At 46.0% G+C, this 17,674-nt stretch carries 17 protein-coding genes; 13 read left to right on the top strand and 4 right to left on the bottom strand.

Annotated elements, in window-relative coordinates:
- The first annotated feature begins 20 nt into the window (after window positions 1-20).
- The 8 genes from QUA56_RS18830 (at window position 21) to QUA56_RS18795 (ending at window position 10,742) form a co-directional block, all read left to right on the top strand.
- Window positions 21-1,016, top strand: a complete 996-nt coding sequence (locus QUA56_RS18830) for a hypothetical protein (protein WP_333360292.1) — start codon at window positions 21-23, stop codon at window positions 1,014-1,016.
- A 23-nt stretch (window positions 1,017-1,039) separates the two neighbouring features.
- Entirely contained in the window at window positions 1,040-2,125 is a 1,086-nt protein-coding gene (locus tag QUA56_RS18825) for a hypothetical protein (protein WP_333360290.1), read from the top strand.
- Window positions 2,126-2,182: 57 nt separating this feature from the next.
- Complete coding sequence (locus tag QUA56_RS18820; RefSeq protein WP_333360288.1) at window positions 2,183-2,896, top strand: hypothetical protein; 714 nt, start codon at window positions 2,183-2,185, stop codon at window positions 2,894-2,896.
- Window positions 2,897-3,091: 195 nt separating this feature from the next.
- On the top strand, window positions 3,092-5,089 hold the full coding sequence (locus QUA56_RS18815; protein ID WP_333360286.1) for a hypothetical protein: 1,998 nt from the start codon (window positions 3,092-3,094) through the stop codon (window positions 5,087-5,089).
- A gap of 109 nt (window positions 5,090-5,198) precedes the next feature.
- Window positions 5,199-5,948: a hypothetical protein gene (locus tag QUA56_RS18810; RefSeq protein WP_333360284.1), complete on the top strand. Its 750-nt coding sequence runs from the start codon at window positions 5,199-5,201 to the stop codon at window positions 5,946-5,948.
- Window positions 5,949-6,520: 572 nt separating this feature from the next.
- Complete coding sequence (locus tag QUA56_RS18805) at window positions 6,521-8,863, top strand: ATP-binding protein (RefSeq protein WP_333360282.1); 2,343 nt, start codon at window positions 6,521-6,523, stop codon at window positions 8,861-8,863.
- Between the two features lie 185 nt (window positions 8,864-9,048).
- Entirely contained in the window at window positions 9,049-9,804 is a 756-nt protein-coding gene (locus QUA56_RS18800) for a ParA family protein (protein ID WP_333360280.1), read from the top strand.
- Complete coding sequence (locus QUA56_RS18795; protein ID WP_333360278.1) at window positions 9,801-10,742, top strand: ParB/RepB/Spo0J family partition protein; 942 nt, start codon at window positions 9,801-9,803, stop codon at window positions 10,740-10,742. Before QUA56_RS18800 ends, QUA56_RS18795 begins: the two co-directional genes overlap by 4 nt.
- Before the next feature lie 402 nt (window positions 10,743-11,144).
- Here the strand turns inward: QUA56_RS18795 and QUA56_RS18790 are convergent, their stop codons facing one another.
- Together QUA56_RS18790 and QUA56_RS18785 are read right to left on the bottom strand one after the other, a co-directional pair.
- Window positions 11,145-11,522, bottom strand: coding sequence for a hypothetical protein (locus QUA56_RS18790; RefSeq protein ID WP_333136107.1), 378 nt, complete (start codon window positions 11,520-11,522; stop codon window positions 11,145-11,147).
- Window positions 11,523-11,580: 58 nt separating this feature from the next.
- Window positions 11,581-12,435: a hypothetical protein gene (locus tag QUA56_RS18785; RefSeq protein WP_333360275.1), complete on the bottom strand. Its 855-nt coding sequence runs from the start codon at window positions 12,433-12,435 to the stop codon at window positions 11,581-11,583.
- Between the two features lie 176 nt (window positions 12,436-12,611).
- On the opposite strand from QUA56_RS18785, the gene QUA56_RS18780 reads away from it, so the two are divergent.
- From QUA56_RS18780 to QUA56_RS18765, 4 genes are all read left to right on the top strand, one after another.
- On the top strand, window positions 12,612-12,950 hold the full coding sequence (locus tag QUA56_RS18780; protein WP_333360273.1) for a hypothetical protein: 339 nt from the start codon (window positions 12,612-12,614) through the stop codon (window positions 12,948-12,950).
- A 227-nt stretch (window positions 12,951-13,177) separates the two neighbouring features.
- Entirely contained in the window at window positions 13,178-13,423 is a 246-nt protein-coding gene (locus QUA56_RS18775) for a hypothetical protein (protein ID WP_333360270.1), read from the top strand.
- 386 nt (window positions 13,424-13,809) lie between these two features.
- The gene (locus tag QUA56_RS18770; protein WP_015211867.1) at window positions 13,810-14,256 is read left to right on the top strand and encodes a DUF6932 family protein; all 447 of its coding nucleotides are present in this window, start codon (window positions 13,810-13,812) and stop codon (window positions 14,254-14,256) included.
- Window positions 14,253-14,771 carry a DNA-binding protein gene (locus QUA56_RS18765; protein WP_333195928.1) on the top strand — a complete coding sequence of 173 codons (519 nt, stop codon included), beginning with the start codon at window positions 14,253-14,255 and terminating at the stop codon, window positions 14,769-14,771. The genes QUA56_RS18770 and QUA56_RS18765 overlap by 4 nt, the downstream gene beginning before the upstream one ends.
- 80 nt (window positions 14,772-14,851) lie before the next feature.
- Here the strand turns inward: QUA56_RS18765 and QUA56_RS18760 are convergent, their stop codons facing one another.
- Both QUA56_RS18760 and QUA56_RS18755 read right to left on the bottom strand, forming a co-directional pair.
- Window positions 14,852-15,073, bottom strand: a complete 222-nt coding sequence (locus QUA56_RS18760; RefSeq protein ID WP_333360267.1) for a hypothetical protein — start codon at window positions 15,071-15,073, stop codon at window positions 14,852-14,854.
- Window positions 15,074-15,316: 243 nt separating this feature from the next.
- Window positions 15,317-16,291: a tyrosine-type recombinase/integrase gene (locus QUA56_RS18755; protein WP_333360264.1), complete on the bottom strand. Its 975-nt coding sequence runs from the start codon at window positions 16,289-16,291 to the stop codon at window positions 15,317-15,319.
- Window positions 16,292-17,037: 746 nt separating this feature from the next.
- Here QUA56_RS18755 and QUA56_RS18750 point away from each other — a divergent pair.
- Window positions 17,038-17,274, top strand: coding sequence for a hypothetical protein (locus tag QUA56_RS18750; protein ID WP_333360261.1), 237 nt, complete (start codon window positions 17,038-17,040; stop codon window positions 17,272-17,274).
- Window positions 17,275-17,674: the final 400 nt, after the last annotated feature.

Genomic DNA, 17,674 nt, shown 5'->3' with positions numbered 1-17,674 from the left:
TGTAGCAAGGAGAAAGCACTATGAAATCCCCGAAATTACTTGTAAAACTTGCCTTTACCATTCCGGCAATTGGGCTGAGCTTAATACTAAATTCTGTTGAAGCAAAAGCTCAAACCTCTGATAGCAATCCGACTGCTATACAGCTTCCTAACTCAAACAACCCGTCGAACAGCACTTTCAATAGTGGAAGCTTCACAGTTCCAAATCAACAAATAGAAAATCAAATCCAACAATCAGCCAATAATTTCTTGAGCAACCAGACAGAGATAGGAGGTCTAGAAAACACAATTAGCGACATCACAGGTGAAATTTCAGATACCGTCTCCACCATCTCCAACAGCATCTCAGGCATCTGGGACAGCTTGTTAAACAAAGTCGAAAACTTCAGCAGTGAAATAGAGTCAACCCTCTCTTCATTCCTGGGAGAATTGAAAGTTCCAGACCTAAAGGAAGCAGTTAAAAGCATAATGGACGGCAACACCTCCGAAAGTGAAGGGACAAAACTATCCGCTGCTTTAGAGAAGAGACCGCAAGATTCTTACAGCCTCAAAGAGAATACCGCAGAACTCGCAGAAAGAGAAAGTGCTGTCAGTGAAGCCAATAAAGCCACTCTCAGTAAAGAAGCTCAACAAAAGCAAGCTCAGATGAAAGAAATTGTCCAGCAAAACGTAGAGCAAACTAATCGCGAGAGCCAAAATTCAATGGAATTGGGTGCTGATTCAGAAGGTCAAGATGTCACACAGAACATTATGAGAAACATATCTCAACAAAGTGCGATCGCAGCTAAGCAAGCAGCCTTATCAGCAGAAAATCAAAGTGCTTTAGTCATGCAGGGCCAGCAAGCTCAAATCGATCGCAGTTTTGCCAACATTCTCAATGCTCAACAAGCTGAAGAACTCAACGAAATTAACACAGCCCAGAGACGGCAGGATGCTGCGGCTGCTACCGCTTCTTCTACTCAAGCCGGACTGTTTCAAATGCCGGGAGGCATCACCCTAGGGGCAAGCGAAGACTGAAATCACAACAAGGAGACACCGCGATGCTAATACAAATTATTGCCCAAACTAGCACAGCAGGACAAGCCCTGGACACTCTTTCTGATGCCATAGAAGTCTCTCAAAAAACCATCGAATCCTGGAATTTAGTTTGGTTTAACACCTTCAACACTCAAGAATCCTCTCTCTGGATTGCTTTAGTTAAACTCGGACTAATTCTGGCGGGAATATCTGTTACTTACCTCGCTGTCACCAGTGGCAAAGAAATTATCGAAAAACAGTCTTGGTCAGAGCTAGTAGCCATGTTTATCTGGCCGCTTGTGATTGTAGTATTTCTCAGTAACAACGGTAAAGTCTTAGCTGAGAGCATCAAATTCATCAAAGCTGTAGGCAGCACTCAAGTTCAAGAAATTATGAAAATTCAAGTCGGAGAAATGACCTTCAGAACTGCCCTGAGTGACGTTAACCTCACCAGTGCTGGAAAAGAAGAGATTGAGAAACTCTACAGCGAATGTCAGGGCAAAGTTGGATCGGGTTTAGTGGAATGTTGGAACAGCAAAAAACAGCCAGCTCAACAAATCCTTCAGGCAGCCGAACAGCAAAATGGAGGACCTCTCAAAAGCTTGCAGCGATTTGTCGAAAATTTAGGCAATGTTGCCAATCTTCAGGATATAGGAAATGGCGATTTTGCAGGACAAGTTTTTAGGTCTACTGTCTTGCCCATCATTCGCTTAATTCTTAGATCGGTACAGTGGGCATTTGTCAACATTTTAGAAGCAGCATTGTTGCTAACAGCTCTATTCGGGCCTCTGGCAATGGGTTTGTCGCTGCTGCCGCTGCAAGGAAAACCCATCTGGGCTTGGTTAATAGGATTTATGTCGTTATTTGGAGTGCAATTGGGCTACAACATCGTCGTTGGATTAGTCGCTGTAGTGATTGTCAAGTCCGATGCAGAGTTAGTTACAGATATCGCCTTTTTATTCTTTTTAGCTGTGTTTTCTCCCGTTCTAGCCGTGTTAATAGCCAAGGGTGGAGGAACTGCTTTGTACAGTGCGATCGCCAATAGCACCAAACAGCTTACAGATATTGCCAGTAACGCGATTGGTCTTGTTGCCGGAAAACTCCTTTAGGACTGAATTCGTCCACCAAATTTTGTTCAAATTCACCACTACTCAACATTAGAATTTATGAATGTCAAACTTAAGCAATCTCAACCCTTACTTCCCGAATCTAAAAACACCTTAGCCTTGTGTTTTATCCTGCTAACCAGCTTTGTTTTTTTACTAACAATTGCTGTTTTAGTTAACACAGTTAGTTTGAGAGCTTTATCTCAAAAAAAAGTTACATTTGTTCAGCTCAAAGACGGAACCGCAGCCCGAATTGCAGAACAAGATGAGTTTTACAGAGAGCCTAAAACTATCCAAACTTTCGTGTCAAGTTGGGTGAATTTAACCTGGGCTTGGTCAGGCAAAATACCCGGCACAAATGACCCAGACCCCGGCATTAAAGTTAAAGGCAGTACGAAAGTTCCTACAACTGCTTGGATGGGTTCATTGATGATGGAGTCAGAGTTTGGCAAAGCTTCCCTTGTCGAACTTGCCCAACTCGTTCCTAACACCATCTATTCAGGAAAAACCCGCTCTGGAGTCTATATCTCTCACATTTCAGAACCCAGAGAAATAAAAAGAGGAGTTTGGGAAATAGATGTAATTGCTACTCGCGTAGTGCTAGAGCAAGGCATTGGAGAAAGCCGAGAACAGTTTAATCGAACCTTCACCGTCAAAGCCGTAGAAATTCCCAAATCCCCTCTCCAAGAAAACGCTAATGAATTAGAGAAAACTATTCACTCTTTGAGAGCAGCCGGATTAGAAATTTCCCGAATTGTTGAATTTAAACCTTAGAGGGGGAAGGGGAAGGAGTACCGCCCCTACAGAAACCGATTTGTTTGTATTTCACTTGCCTGACAAGTGCTGTATATGAACTTCAAGCGGTTGTATTTAACAACAAAGAAGTCGTGATTTTCTGCTCTTTCCCACTCACAGAAAAGCCAATCATTTGTTAATTAACCATCGTAATAAGCAACAACCGAGGTAGCCATGAGTAATAGACAAGAATCTTCAAACAATTCTCATCCAACAAAGTTGACAGCAGCAGAATTTGAGCAAAAGAATTCACTCCCTCTTGATAGCGAAAGTATCCTTAATAACGATAGTAGCAAGATGTCAGAAGATAACTTTTCCCCTTCCCCTTCCCCCTCGCAAGATGATATTGACGAGAACTTCATTGCTAACTTTGACCCCAATGCACCCCTAACATTGGAAACTCAATATCAACTTGCTCAAGATGAGGAAAGCCCACTGCCCCCGCCTGTTTCCGAAAGAGGCGTTCCTAGAGCAGTGACAATGCTGCTGTTGACTGGTGGAATACTATTGCTAGGACTGCTGATTTGGCAATTTATCAAGCCTAAATCACCTCGCGAACCTATCGCACAATCAACACCAAAAGAAAGCTCTTCTGGCACCATTAAAGATGAAAAACCGGAGTTGCTGGCTAAATTAGCTTACCAAGACCAACAAAAACTGTTAGCCGAAAAACCGCAAAAAACCGCAAAACCCAAAACAGAACCGTCGCCCAAACCGTCAAGAACCCCACGAACTCCGCGAACTCCGCGTCTAGTCGCTACCCGGAGCGCTGCACCGCCACCTACTCCTCTACGCGAACCCCTACCCGCACCCAGAACAGTAGTGCGGACGGTAACACTACCCGCACCCATACCTCAAAGAGTACCCTCAAGAACACCCGCACCGGCCCCCATACTCAAACCGTTAGTACCCCCACCTTTAATTCCAACTCCAACAGAAGAAAAAATCGACCCGTTTGAGCGGTGGAACCAACTCGCCCAACTCGGACAAATTAGGGGAAATTTTGACCCTAACCGAATAGCGAATGCCGTGAGTGCAACACCAAGCACTTCAGCGACAACAAGTGCTACCGCCGCCGCTCTGACAAAGCCAGCTCCAACAACTGAATTCCTAACAGTCAATGTCGGCAACCAAAAGTCGCAACCCTCATACGTTTCTTTCGAGCAAATCCCAGAAAAACTATATAGCCACCCAAATAACGCCAGCGGGGAAAGGCTACACCCGGAGTTTCCTTATGGAGAGGACAGCCTCGAAACCACCGACAACTCCCAAAACTCGACTAACCAATTAACTCCGGCTGCCCTTTCACCCCAAACAAGTTCCGATTCTACCGATAGCCCAATCGAGACGGAGGCTCGACTGAGTGTTCGCCGAACGTCCTTGCCCGATACAGAATTTCAAACCCTTTCCCCAGAAGCTGCTCCAGAGGCTTCTGCCTTAACAAATTCTCCAACCCTGGAACAAGTAAACTCCCCAGGGGCAAAAGGCATTCTCAACCGCACGCCCCAAACAGCTCAGGTTCCCCTTGGAACCACAGTCAACGGCGTAGTTTCGGTTCCCCTGCTGTGGGATGAAGGCTCAGGCAAACAGCTTTACGACAAATTTGCTGTCACTCTCACAGCCGACTTCACGGCAACTGACGGCTCTATTGCTTTTCCAGCAGGCACGGTTGTCATTGCCAAAGCCAGCACCGTCAGCTTGACCAATCGCATGGTACAAGCTACTGCTGTGGCGCTCGTCTACTCTGATAGAAACGGTCAGATTAAACAGCAGCCCATTCCAGAAGGCGCAATTTTGATTGCAGGAGAGGGCTCTGGGCCGCTGATTGCTTCAGGCTACTTCGACCCAGGTTCGGATATTGCCGGACAGGATATCCTCACCGCAGTGCTGTCGGGAGTTGGACGAGTCGGTCAAGTGTTCGCAGAGCCTAAAGTCAGGAGCTCTAGCAGTATTAGCGGTAGGTTTGGGAACAGTACAACCACCGTTGAAAGTCGAGACCCGCAAATTTGGTCAGCCGTCCTCGATGGCTTCTTCAGCCCCCTAGCAAAACGGATGGAAAGCCGCTCAGATAGAGCAACTGAAGAACTTTTAAACCGCCCTAATGTAGCTGTGGTTAATAAAGGAACCCCCGTTTCTATTACTGTTAACAGCTTTCTCAACATTTACCGTTGACCGAGCCGTCGGTAAAGGGTTAAGTCGCCCCAACGCGACTGCGGCGATTAGTAAAGGAAATCCCCGTTTCTACTGTCAACAATTTTCTCAACATCAACGAATAACTGCCATGACGAATCGCATCCAATCCCCAAGAATGCTTTCCCTCGGAGGGCTTTTGTTCACAGCAGTGTTCGCTACTGCAAGCTACCCCGACTGTGCTTTTGCTCAATCAAGAGCAACAGGCTATCAAACTGTGGGTCGAGATATTGCCGTCAATAGTGCGATCGATATTTTAGTCTATCCCGGTCGCGCGAGTGCGATCGACTTCAGCTCAACCGATGAAGCTCTCGCCTACGTTTTAATTGCCGACCCCTCAAAAATAGTTTTCAGCACCGACGCACAGTTGGCAAGCGGCAAAGCCAAAACTGTTTTCTTGCGTCCCATTCAAGCGCTCAATTTTCCGGGAGCTACCACAGCTACCATCACTAACCTTTCAATCAAAACTGTAGATTCAAAAGGGAAACAGCGACTTTACAACTTCAACATCGTTCCTACCAACAAAGAACCAGAACACTTAGGAATTCGCATCGCTCCCGTCACGCCAAGAATGGAGCCGACTGTGAACGTTGATAGAGGTCGCGCACCCTCTGCATCAGATGTTGAAAAAGGATTGCTGATTGCCATTCAAAGAGGCTACACAGCAGCCAACGACCCAGTAGTCTACAGCGTGCGACAATTTTTAGCTCTGGTAAGAAATCAGAATCTATCGGCGGCCGATGCTGCTGCACGAGCCGGAGTAGACTTGTCTGTGATTGTCGAGCTAGCCAAAATAGCTTTTGAATCAAACTACCGCTCACACAAACCTATTCATATCTAACCAATGTTAGACAGAGTTAGGTAAGTGCATTCGTTCCGGGGTCAAGCACAGAGCGGGAGCAACGGCAATCCCATCAATTTAAAATCTCAAATCTCAAATCTTAAATTGTTCCAATTACCCATTACCCATTACCCATTACCCATTACCAGTCTAGAGCGGCTTTAAGTACGCAACTTGGGTTAGTTGAGATGCAAATCCTCTCCTCAATACTGCCAAGCGGGAGCCAGTGTCGCTAACCGCTCGCTCTGAGAACTTATGGCTTTTGACTGATTCAGATTCGTTTGAGGCTGCGCTATTAATAGGAATTAGTCAAACAGCATAACGAGACCGAGCGGGGATGGTGAATGAGGAGAGGAGAACTCTTCTACTTCTGGTGTTACTCCCCTCTGAAGAAGAACGTTTTTTTCCTCATTCCCACTCTCTTTTTTTAACCAATGTTCCGCCCAAAAAGCTCAGTTCAAAAAAAGTCTGCCCTCCCGCTGCGCGTTGTGCTTACAGTCCCCAACGCTCTCCTGATTTCGACTTTACTATGTCTGACGGGATGGCTTTCTTTTCAAACAGGGCGGCAGACAATGAATGACTTAGTTGCACAGCTATTGGCAGAAGCAACGAGCCGCATCTCTGACCGCCTTGACAACTACTTAAAAGAAGGGGTTGGGGTTGGGAAAGGAGAAGGGACTTATAAAAAAATGCAAACTGGTTCGGTAAACCAACTTCCCCCAAGTCAAACAGCCGGAGTCACAATCAAATCAAATGGGGAAAGAAATGGGTCCGACTCTCCAAAAACAATATTCCGTCAACAAAAAACAAATTCTGCTTTTCCCACCCCAACCTCAACATTCAACTTGCGCGATTTCCACATCAGCCCTAACTGTCAAGTCTTTATCTTAGACCGAGAGGGACGCTCTGTTGCTTGGAACGAGGTAACTGAACCAAAACCGTCTATTTCTGTTGACTCCCAGCAGCGAATTCGCACCCAAGCTCTGCAACAACAAGTAATCCAGCTTTCCACAGAGTATTTGCTTAAACATTATGGCAGCCTCGCTGCTATTAACAGCAGCCAAAATCTTAACTTTACCGCCAGCAACTCTAGATACTTACTGCAAGTCAGACCTTTTGAAAACTCTTCAAGCTTAAACTGGCTGATTGTAGCAGTTGTCCCCGAAACCGACTTCACCCAAAAAGTTCAGGCCAATACTCGCAACACTATTTTGCTCGTGCTGCTGGCTTTGGTTCTTTCTATCTGCCTTTTGCTGTCCATTTCCCTAAGAATAGAACAGCGGCTGCTGCGGTTAATTTCGGCAACAGAGGCGATAGCTGGTGGCGACTTCGACTCAACAGTTTCAGGTAGCGGCGTTGCCGAACTCGAAGCCCTAGCCTGTGCTTTCGAGCGCATGAATTGCCAGTTAAAAGCATCTCGCAAGCGGTTAGAAGAATATTCTGGCGATTTAAAACGGCAAGTTGCACAGAAAACAAAGGAACTAAAACAAGCTAAAATTGCCGCCGAAAGTGCCAATCGCGCTAAAAGTACCTTTCTGGCGAATATGAGCCACGAACTGAGAACGCCTCTGAATGCGATTATCGGCTTTGCTCACCTCCTTGTGCACTCTAAAAAAACTGCACCGGAACAGCAGTCGAGTTTAGATATTATCAATCGCAGTGGCGAGCATTTGTTGAAACTAATCAACGATATTTTGTCGCTGTCTAAGATTGAAGCGGGTCAAATTACCCTCGAATCAAATGCTTTTGATTTGTACGGTTTGCTCTCGGACATCGAAGGGATGTTCCAACTCAAAACTCAATCGTCGGGGTTGCAACTTGTTTTTGAACGCAGTTCAGATGTACCGCAATATGTCCGAACTGATGAAAGCAAGCTGCGCCAAGTTTTGATTAATCTGTTGGGTAATGCTGTTAAATTTACTGAGGCGGGTAGGGTGAAGCTGACTGTAAAATGCCTTCAGTCTATGGCAAAAAAACCGTTATCCAAATTCTTTCTCCAGTTCTCGGTGAAGGATACAGGCCCAGGCATTGCGCCTGATGAGGTTAGCCGTTTGTTCAAGCCGTTCGTGCAAGCGGATGCTGGCAGAAAATCGCAAACGGGAACGGGTTTGGGATTGCCAATCAGTAACTCTTTTGTGAAGCTGATGGGTGGTGAAATTAAGGTCAAAAGTTCTGTGGGGAAAGGAACGGTTTTTAGTTTTTACGTTAAAGTCAGTCATGCTACTGAGAGCGAAGTTTATGACAGACTGCCGCAAAAACGAGTGAAGGGGTTGGCATCCAACCAACAAATATATCGCATTTTGGTAGCGGACGATGAGTCGGCAAATCGGTTGCTGTTAACTCAGATATTGAAGTCGGCTGGTTTTGTTGTGTGGTTCGCGGATAACGGAATTGAGGCTGTTAAGTTGTGGCGAAAGTACAAGCCGCATTTAATTTGGATGGATTTGAGGATGCCTGTTTTAGACGGTTTTCAAGCTGTTCAAAAAATTAGAGCTCTGCCTAACGGTTCTAACACTAAGATTATTGCTTTGAGCGCTAATGCTTTTGTTAAAACCCAGGAACTCGCCATGTCGAAAGGCTTCGATGACTTTGTTGCCAAACCGTTCCGAGAGGCGGTAATTTTTGAGAAGATGGCGCTTCATTTGGGTGTTCGCTATATCTATGAAGAGGAGTCGCCGAGGAAGTCCGAACAGGATGAGCCTGTTATGCAACTGACTCCTGAGTCGCTATCTGTGTTGCCGAGGGAGTCGATTGAGAAGCTTTATAAAGCAGCCGCTTGTGGAGACGAGCAAGCGGTAAGGCTGTTGATTGAGCGAATTCCGCTGTCGCAGAAGCCTCTTGCTGTGGCTCTGACTAAATTAGTTGATAATATGAGCTTAGATATTATCAGCGATTTAACTCAACACTACCTTTGAATGAACCCCACCCAAATCCAAGATTATGGGTAGGGACTGCGCTGAACATCTCTGCTCAGTGCTAACTGCGATCGCAGTTAGTTATCAGACGCGGTTCTCAAAGTTCTTTCTAGGATTAGTTTACAATAAGCCGCAGTCCACTAATATTATTTAATCAACACGTTTCAGAGCGTGCTTAAAAATAGATGAGCAAAATTATTGCGCTGTTCAACCAGTCAGGCGGTGTCTCCAAAACCAGTTTGACAATGAATTTAGGCTACCATTTGGCGAGGCGTTCGCAAAAAGTCTTGTTAGTAGATATGGACCCCCAAGCCTCACTTACCACCTTCATGGGCTTGGAGCCATCAGAGTTACAGGAGACTGTCTACGAGTCGATTATGAACGGTTCTGAAGCGGTGCTCTGCAAAAACCTTCACAACATGGACTTGCTCCCTTCTAATATTAATTTGAGCGGAGCAGAGCTGGAACTGGTGGTGGCTGACATGAGAGATAGTCGGCTAAAAGAAGTCATTGACCCCCTGAGCTCGAACTATGACTTCATATTGATAGACTGCCCTCCCTCGCTCGGCATCCTATCCTATATCAGTCTAGTTGCCTCCACTCACGTCTTAATTCCGATTCAGACTGAATATAAAGCTCTCAAAGGAACCGAATTGCTGTTGCAAACCATTGCTCGCGTCAGGAAACGCGCTAATCGGAAATTGCAGATTGCTGGAGTGATTCCGACGCTGTACGATACCCGTACTGTACAAGCCTTTCAAAGTTTGCAGTCAATTACTACTTCTCTGGAGAAGATTGGTGCGATTTACCCCGCCGTGCCTCGGACTGTGGCTTTTGCCGATGCGTCACAGCAACACGTACCTCTGGCCGTGTACAATCCAAAACATCCAGCCGTCGCCGTACTCGATACTATTGCACAAGGACTCTTAGCTCTGGCATGAATCAAAAGCGCGACAGTCAGCCTTATCAAATCAAAGGGGTTGAGGCTCTATTAGGAACCAGCGACAGCGAAGATGCCGCATCCTCCCTTGTCTCAATACACAAAATTGTCTTGCCCCAGCAGCAGCCACGCCGCTATTTCGAGCCGACAGCTATGCAAGAACTGGTGGAGTCAGTCAAGCAGCTAGGGATTCTGCAACCGCTCCTGGTACGCCCAATAGATGGCAACAAGTACGAATTGGTAGCGGGAGAACGGCGCTATCGAGCCGCGTCGTCGTTAGGCTTGACTGAGATTCCTGTTGTGATTCGGGAACTGACAGACACAGAGGCTCTGCAAATTGCACTGCTGGAGAACTTGCAGCGGGAAGATTTGAATGCGATTGAGGAAACCGAGGGGATTCTGCAATTGCTGGCAATGAAATTAAACTCTACCTCCTCGTCAGTTATTGCTTTGCTCGGAGCGGCCGCGCACCCGGAACGCGGAGGTGTGGATAACGTTATCCACAGCTCTGAGTGGCAAATAGTAAGCGATATATTTGCACTTGTCGGGAAGTACACTCCAGAGAGTTTCCGAACCAATCGCCTCCCCTTGCTGAACCTGCCAGATGATGTGATTGGAGCGCTGCGGAAAGGACGGATTGAATATACCAAAGCCAGAGCGATTGCCCGAGTTAAGGATAGCTCGGAGCGCTCCCAATTACTAGAGGAGGCGATCGATCTCGACCTCTCTCTGACCCAAATCAAACAGCGCATTGCCGATTTAAAAGCGAAAAATACGGGGGAGGCGACGGCACCGGATCGATCGCTTAAAAATCGTGTAGATGCAGCTTTGCAGCGAGTGAAAAAGTCTAAAGTTTGGGATGACCCCAAAAAGCAAAAGAAACTAGAGAAGCTGTTAGCTGAACTGGAAGCATTGGTGGGTGAGGGATTGGAAAATTGAGGCGGATTTTAAAGTAAAGCCACCTAAATTCACCAAATTATAGCAACCGCTTTCGTCGGCGGACGCAAGACGCAAGACATCCTCAATCGCCAGAATGCAAACAATTAAATCGATCGAGTTGTTTGCGGGTGCGACTTTTTAGCCAAGACCAGCACTATTCAATTTTGTTGAGATCGAGAGAGCGATTTGGATCGCTCGTCTATTGCAGGCAGTAAATTAGCCGACTGAGGGTCGAAATTTTTTTGGGGCTGCCGCGGTCGATCGCGGCAGCTTTAATCTGCGAGCGCCCGCGCGCAACCGCAAGCAAACCACGCCGCAACCGTGGTTTTATTTGGCGGTCAATATTCTCTAAAAAATATTAACAATTCAGAACTTAAAGCCCAAAAAGTCGAGAGATAGTCATTAGCGATCGGCGAGAGCGCTCGCTCTTTGTTTGCAGTTGTCTAATTCTGCCTCGCACAATTGCAGTAGTTGTTTTAATTGTGAATAAGAAAAAAGCTCTAAAGTAGCCTTTGTTCTTCGATTAAAGTCAACTTTTAAAAGTTCGCAGACCATTCGTGCAGCTTGATTGGTGTCGAAACCTTCGGAACTGCTGATAACGCCGATTGCTGTTTCTTCGTACCAGCGTGCGGCTTCGCCGTTTCCTTCAATTTCGATCGCGGTTGCAAAAGGTCGATCGTCTACAGTGAATGGGTCAGATCGTTCCATCCGAATTCGATCGCTGTTGCCAAAGTCGGGCAATACTGTTTTACCGTTGCTTAGTCCGATACTTGCTGCCATTGCATTTTGCTCTTGCGTGACGCTAGCGATTGTAGCAGGTGCAGTAGGTGCAACAACTTTATGGCTCGGGAGCGGAACCCGCGTCAGAGAGATTAAATATTTCAGAGGGAACGGAACCTCCGTCAAGGCGAACTATAACAGATCGCCCACCGTTGGCAAAACCTCTGACAGTGCCCGTATTTCCGCCATAGAGGGCGTTGCTGTTGCCAATTTGAACTAAATCCCCTTGGGCCAGTTGTACTGTTTCAACGGGCGGCGATCCGATCGCTAAATCCAAAATAGGTTGCTCTGGCGCGCTCGACGTTCGACCGCTGTCTGGGTTGCTGGCTGCTGCTGCCGACTTCAAAGGTTTCTTTAAAGATTTTTTTTCATCTCGAACAGCAGCGAGCGCCCAATTGATGCTGAGTGTTTCGCAATCTTTCAAAAACGCGGAGCTCCGCGCTTTTGCTTCGATAAGGTTCCAATATTTTGAAATCGCCATGTAGTCCTGTGCGGTTCGCGGGCGAATTCCCGCCGACTCCAAGCAGCTCAGGAATTCTCCATAATTGCACCGTCGCTTAAATTCTTGCAGCAGCAAACCCGCATTGCGAGCGCAGTTCAACTTTGCAAAAGCTAGCTCTAGTTCCTTTCGCTCGATGCGCTCTATTAGTCTGTGCTCCGACGCAATTCGGCTTAGCAATTCTTGTTTGTCAAAGCTTTCTAGATCGAACTCCGGTAAGGCTTGCGAGATATTAAACCCTGCGGGGACTGACGGCAGCAACTCAGCAATTGAGTCAGTTGTCAAAGGTGTCGCACAGTCGATCGCTTGTTGAGCGTCGCTTTCATGTTGAGGGCAATCGACCGGTTGTTCTGCCGGAGGCTGTGGTTGAAACTTGGCTTTCGATCTGGTTTTAGCTTTATTAATTGCTTTCATTTATTAAACTCCTGCATCAAGAGCTGCAAGTCTTCAGGTTTTTCCCCGCTCCGGTCGATCGCCAGCTTTTTTCTTCAGACATAATGTTTGTGCTATATTGAGCTTGTCTGAGTAGGCAACAATAATTAAGTAATTACTTAATTATATGATATAATTTCAGTTATGGCTGAATAAAAATGAAGTTTTATGAAGCTCTCGACAAAACCCTTGAATACTACGGGATCACTGCTAAATGGTTGTCGGAGCAGTCAGGCGTAAGCCAGCAAATGATTTCGCAGTTTAGAAAAGGGAAGCAGCGGGTTTATAGCGACAGTCTTGAGGCAATGATTAGTTCGCTTCCTCTGGAGCCGCAGCGATATTTGTTCAGTTTGTTTCTTGGCGATCGAGTTCCGGTTTTTTTGGGAATGGATGAGACGGAGCTTGCAGAGATTATGGATGATATTGCAGAGATTATCCGTAAAAAAACTGTTCACGGAAGCGGGACTTTTGGTAGGCGGAAGCGGGACTTTCGTTAGACTCTATAGACTCCGCGTAAAATAAATTTGCAGCGTCTCGTTTTGTCTGTATTTCGTCCGACATTCGTCGCGTTTGGGTATCGATCTAACCCTGCAAAATCCAACTTTTTTGTTGCTAAAAATCGGTATAATTTAGCACCCGTTACTGAGAATGTTGTACTAATATCCAACAGGTAAACCGCGATTTGTGCGATCGCTTGTTGTTGCAAAACTTCATGTATTGTCTTGTGCAAGATCGTATCCCGACTTTACCCCGTATTGACAGTCCAGGATTGAGTGGCGGTGCGATCGCATATTTCGATCCGATCGCGTATTTCGATATTATTGTAATTTGTTATTGCAAGTGGGTGCCGATCGAATCGGTTTTAGAACCGTTGGCTAAAGGTCAAGTTACTGTCGATTCTTTTGGGGGTAATGAAGCCGAGTATCGGGAGTATTTAGAGCGAAATGCTTCTCAAGTTGAGGTAGGATAAGTATTGGTAAAAGTTGGCGAGTTACGCTCGGGATAGCTGCGCTTCACGCGCTTGAATCAAACAACAGCTAGATGAGAATGCAAATTGCGATCGCGACTTTTTCTACAAGCAATTGAATTTGTGCGATCTCGCACAATGGTTCGTTGTTTTCGTCGCGCGAGCGCTCAAAATACACTTGGTACTTTACCGATCGTACCTCATGCGTTTGAAAACTGTTGCAGGCTGTGCTAGCGTAGCGACTTTTGTCCGATCGAGCGTTCCTGTTACAACTTATTAATTATGACAAATCGCGATCGCTTTTTCCCAAACATTCAGGTATGCTGAGCAAACCAACAGTCATTAAAAACTGACAGTAAAATTGTGTTAAGGTGTAAAGGTGTGAGGGCATGATTCCTAAATTTGATGAGAACGGCAACTTGCCACCGGGAGTGCATTGGTGCGAATGGGAGGAGTTTAAAAATAGATTTGGTACTAATTCTACGAGGCAGCGAATGATAGATGGTTTGGAGTTGGCACTCGCCCAATTAAAAGCAGCAGGCTGTAGAACTATTTATATTAACGGTAGTTTTGTTAGTAGCAAGCCAAAACCAGGTGATTTTGATGCGTGTTGGGAACCGGAAGATGTGGATTACGATTATCTGCGAAAAAATGCCCCGAGATTGCTAAATAATTTAGACCGCAGCGCGCAGAAATCCAAATATAAAGGTGAAATCTTTCGTTCGGACCAACCTGTAGGAGATAGCGGATTAACTTCTTTAGAATTCTTTCTGCGCGACAGAGAGTTAAACCCTAAAGGGATTATAGCCATAGATATATTAAGGTGGGAACCATGATTAAAAACGAAAAAGAGTATGAATCCAGCCAAGAATGCGCCCGCAGATTTGAAGATTCTCTTAAGGCGTTAGAACGAGATGAAGAACTGAAGAAAAAAGACCCTGATGGTTGGCAACTTTCTCGCGATGTCAAACAATCTCATTTGACGGCTTTACAAGCAGAGATTGCTGAATACGAAACACTAATTAAGTGCGAGAGAAATCAGCCGATTTTCATTAAAATTGACAGCATAAATAAGCTGCCAGATGCTTTAATTAAAGCGAGAATAGCAGCCCAAATCAGCCAACAAGAACTGGCTCAAATACTAGGAATTGAAGAACAGCGAGTTAGGCAGTATGAAGATACAGATTATCAATGCGCCAGTTTTGTAGAAATCCTCGAAGTTAGTACGGTTTTAGGCATAGAATTTGAAATCGCCGCGATTCGAGTAGATTTTGAGGAAATAGAAGCTGTCAAACAAAGCGCCCGGAAGTGGCGAAAGGAAAAAATTAACCTGACAGCTAAAGCATCATAAATGTTAGGCCCGATTGGCTATTCCTGATATTAAGCTTCTCAAACAGCCTCAGACAATATAAACTTATTTCCTCTCGTTCTTTACGCGGCAGCCGGCAACTCTTCGGTTTCTTGTCCCAAAAACCGCTTGATGACAATTTCCCGGTAAGCCTCTAAATCGGGCTGCCAGTTTTCCAGAAGCTCGTACAAATGATGCAGCTTTTCCCCTTCTAATTCCCCCGCAATTTCATACTGGAAATTGCCCGAGAACAATACAGCCGGAGTCGGTTCGGCCAGAGTGCAGTTGCAATAAAGCTTCGGCAACGCTCGCCAGTGGCGAGCGTGCCAAAACTGGGTCGATCGGGATGGGGATTGCCTAAAATTTACTGAGTTCGCAGTGGGTTGAGCGCAAAACGCCGGCAGCATTCAACACGTGGAGGCTCGATCGATTTTGGGGCGATCGCCTTTCATCAGAAACTTGGATAGAAACCCCGTCCTTTTTCTTGATGGGATTGCCTGAAATAGAAACAGTTCCCTATTTAACAATCCGAACATACAAATCTAAACTCAATGCACCAAATCAGCCAGCAGCCCCGACGCTTCTCGCTGCAAGCTCTGCCGATTGTCATCGTAACAATTAAGGACGTTCGAGCTGGTATGGCGGCTCAACTTCTGCGCCATTCGCGTATTGCCATTGCTTGCATCTAACAGCGTCGTAATTGCAGCGTGGCGTATTCTGTGCGGGCTGATTCTTTTAGGAATTCCCGCAGCGGAGCAAGTTGAGAAAACAAGCTTGTAAATAGCGTACCCGCTCAACCTCAACCCGTATTCCCGCTTTGTCAAAGCAATAAATAAAGGATCTTGGGGCATTGCAGCTCCCCGCACGCTCAGCCAATCAGAAATCGCATCTGCCGTCGCGTTGTGCAAGTCAATTAGCTGCGCTTGAGTTCCCCTACCTTTGCCGTAAATGTTCAGAGTTCGGGCTAGCGGGTCAAAGTCGCCTATATTGGCGCCGCCGATTTCTCCCCGGCGCAATGCATTGTCCCACAGCAGCCGGAGAACTGCATAGTCGCGCTTTCCCTGGGGCGTACTCCGGTCAGGAATGGACAACACCGACTGCATCGCCACCACATTCTCAGAAGCAACTCGGCCAAACCCTGTAGTATCCCGGTAAGGAACCACCTTCTCTCCTTCAACATCTACCAAACTCCACTCGCACTCGCCCACCTTCCGAGCAAAATTCACCAAACTTTTGATAGCTGCCAGCCGCCGATTAATCGTCGCTTCCTTGAGTCCCTTGTCGATTAGTTTGGCTTTATACTTGAGAACCACCGCGACAGCGGCGAAGCGGTTCAGCCGTAGGAACTCGCGCACTAATGCCGGATGCGGTTCCTGCCCCGTCATTGTCGCAAAGAAATCGTATAAGTCTTTCTCATAAGCACGCCTAGTGTTGACAGAGCGCTTGGCAGCTAACAGCTCTGCCACTAGGTCGCGCGTCGAAGCGATTTCTCCAAAGGAATTAGCAGCGTGTTCTAAGTCCATAGCCGGCCTCATAATGTGCCTTTCCAGACCAGATTACCCGATCGAGAGGTGCAAATAGCACAAGATTCAACCTTGAAAGACAACTTGAATACGTGCAGAAAATTTGCTGGGCTGTAAAAATACTCAGTTTCAATTTTGAGTCTCAACACTACTTATAACTAAAATTTATTGACGATTTGACGATTCTCCTGAACTTCCCTGTTTGTAAAGGTTTCAACTTCTAAGCTTCATTGACGATTTTTGACATTGTTTTTGACGATTCTCCCCAAATGCTTTCCAACTATAAGTTTGGGGAATAGCCGCTCTGTTTTTGACGATTCTGACGATTGGTTGATCGACCTGTCGCGATCGTCATTGACGACTTGCGCCTGACATGATCCGGTCGCCACTGCTATCTGATTGACAATCGTCAATGACGATTCTGAATTGTCAAAGCTGTTATTGACGATTGAAGTGCTTATGGAGTAAAAGTTTTAGGGAATCGTCAAATCGTCAACGCTAATTTTAAGCTTTTGCAAAAAAGGGATCGGCAGGCATTCGCGATCACACTCGGGAGCAACTAACTTCCCTGTAGCGTTTTGAACCAGCATCCGACATAACCTTGGCTTTTGAGGACTTGATGCCTCACGAGTGTCCTAACTCAAGGTCACGACAAATTTTGTTTGACGATTTGACGATTCTTCTAAACTATCGTAGTTATAAGGCTTTCAGCTTCTAACTTTCATTGACGATTATTGACATTGTTTTTGACGATTCTCCCCAAACGCTTTTTCAGCATGGATTTTGGGGATATACTGCAAATTTTTGACGATTTTGACGATTGCTTGACGCCCATCGCCCTATCAAGCTGGCAGGGAAACCGATTGTCCTTGTTATCGCGGGAGCGGGCGATCGTGAATTTATTGGGATGTGGCTGGGGAATCGTCAATGACGATTTTCAATCGTCAAAGCTGCTATTGACGGGGGAACTGCTTGATGTGTAAGAGTTTCAAACTATCGTCAAATCGTCAATGCAATTTTTAAATTAGCGGTAATTAGATGCCGGATAGTCCGCCGCGATCGTCCACAACCAACTTGCACCCCAGCATTTTCCGCTTTTCTCCTAACACAGCTTCTACAAAGGGGTTGGGATTCAGTGTCAAGCCGTGAACCAGAGCGCGACTAAAAAAGAAATTTTCTTTGACGATTTGACGATTCTCCTAAACTCTTCTATTTATAAAGCTTTCAGCTTCTAGCTTTTATTGACGATTATTGACATTATTTTTGACGATTCTCGATAAACGCTTTCTCTGCAAGGGCTGTGGGAATGTACTGCGAGTTTTTGACGATTCTGACGATTGCTTGACAACCTCTGGTGGACAAGCGAACTGCCACTATCACATG

Source organism: Microcoleus sp. N3A4 (assembly GCF_036701805.1).
GTDB lineage: Bacteria > Cyanobacteriota > Cyanobacteriia > Cyanobacteriales > Microcoleaceae > Microcoleus.
Note: the sequence above shows the minus strand (reverse complement) of the source record. Positions and strands in the feature narration are given on the sequence as shown.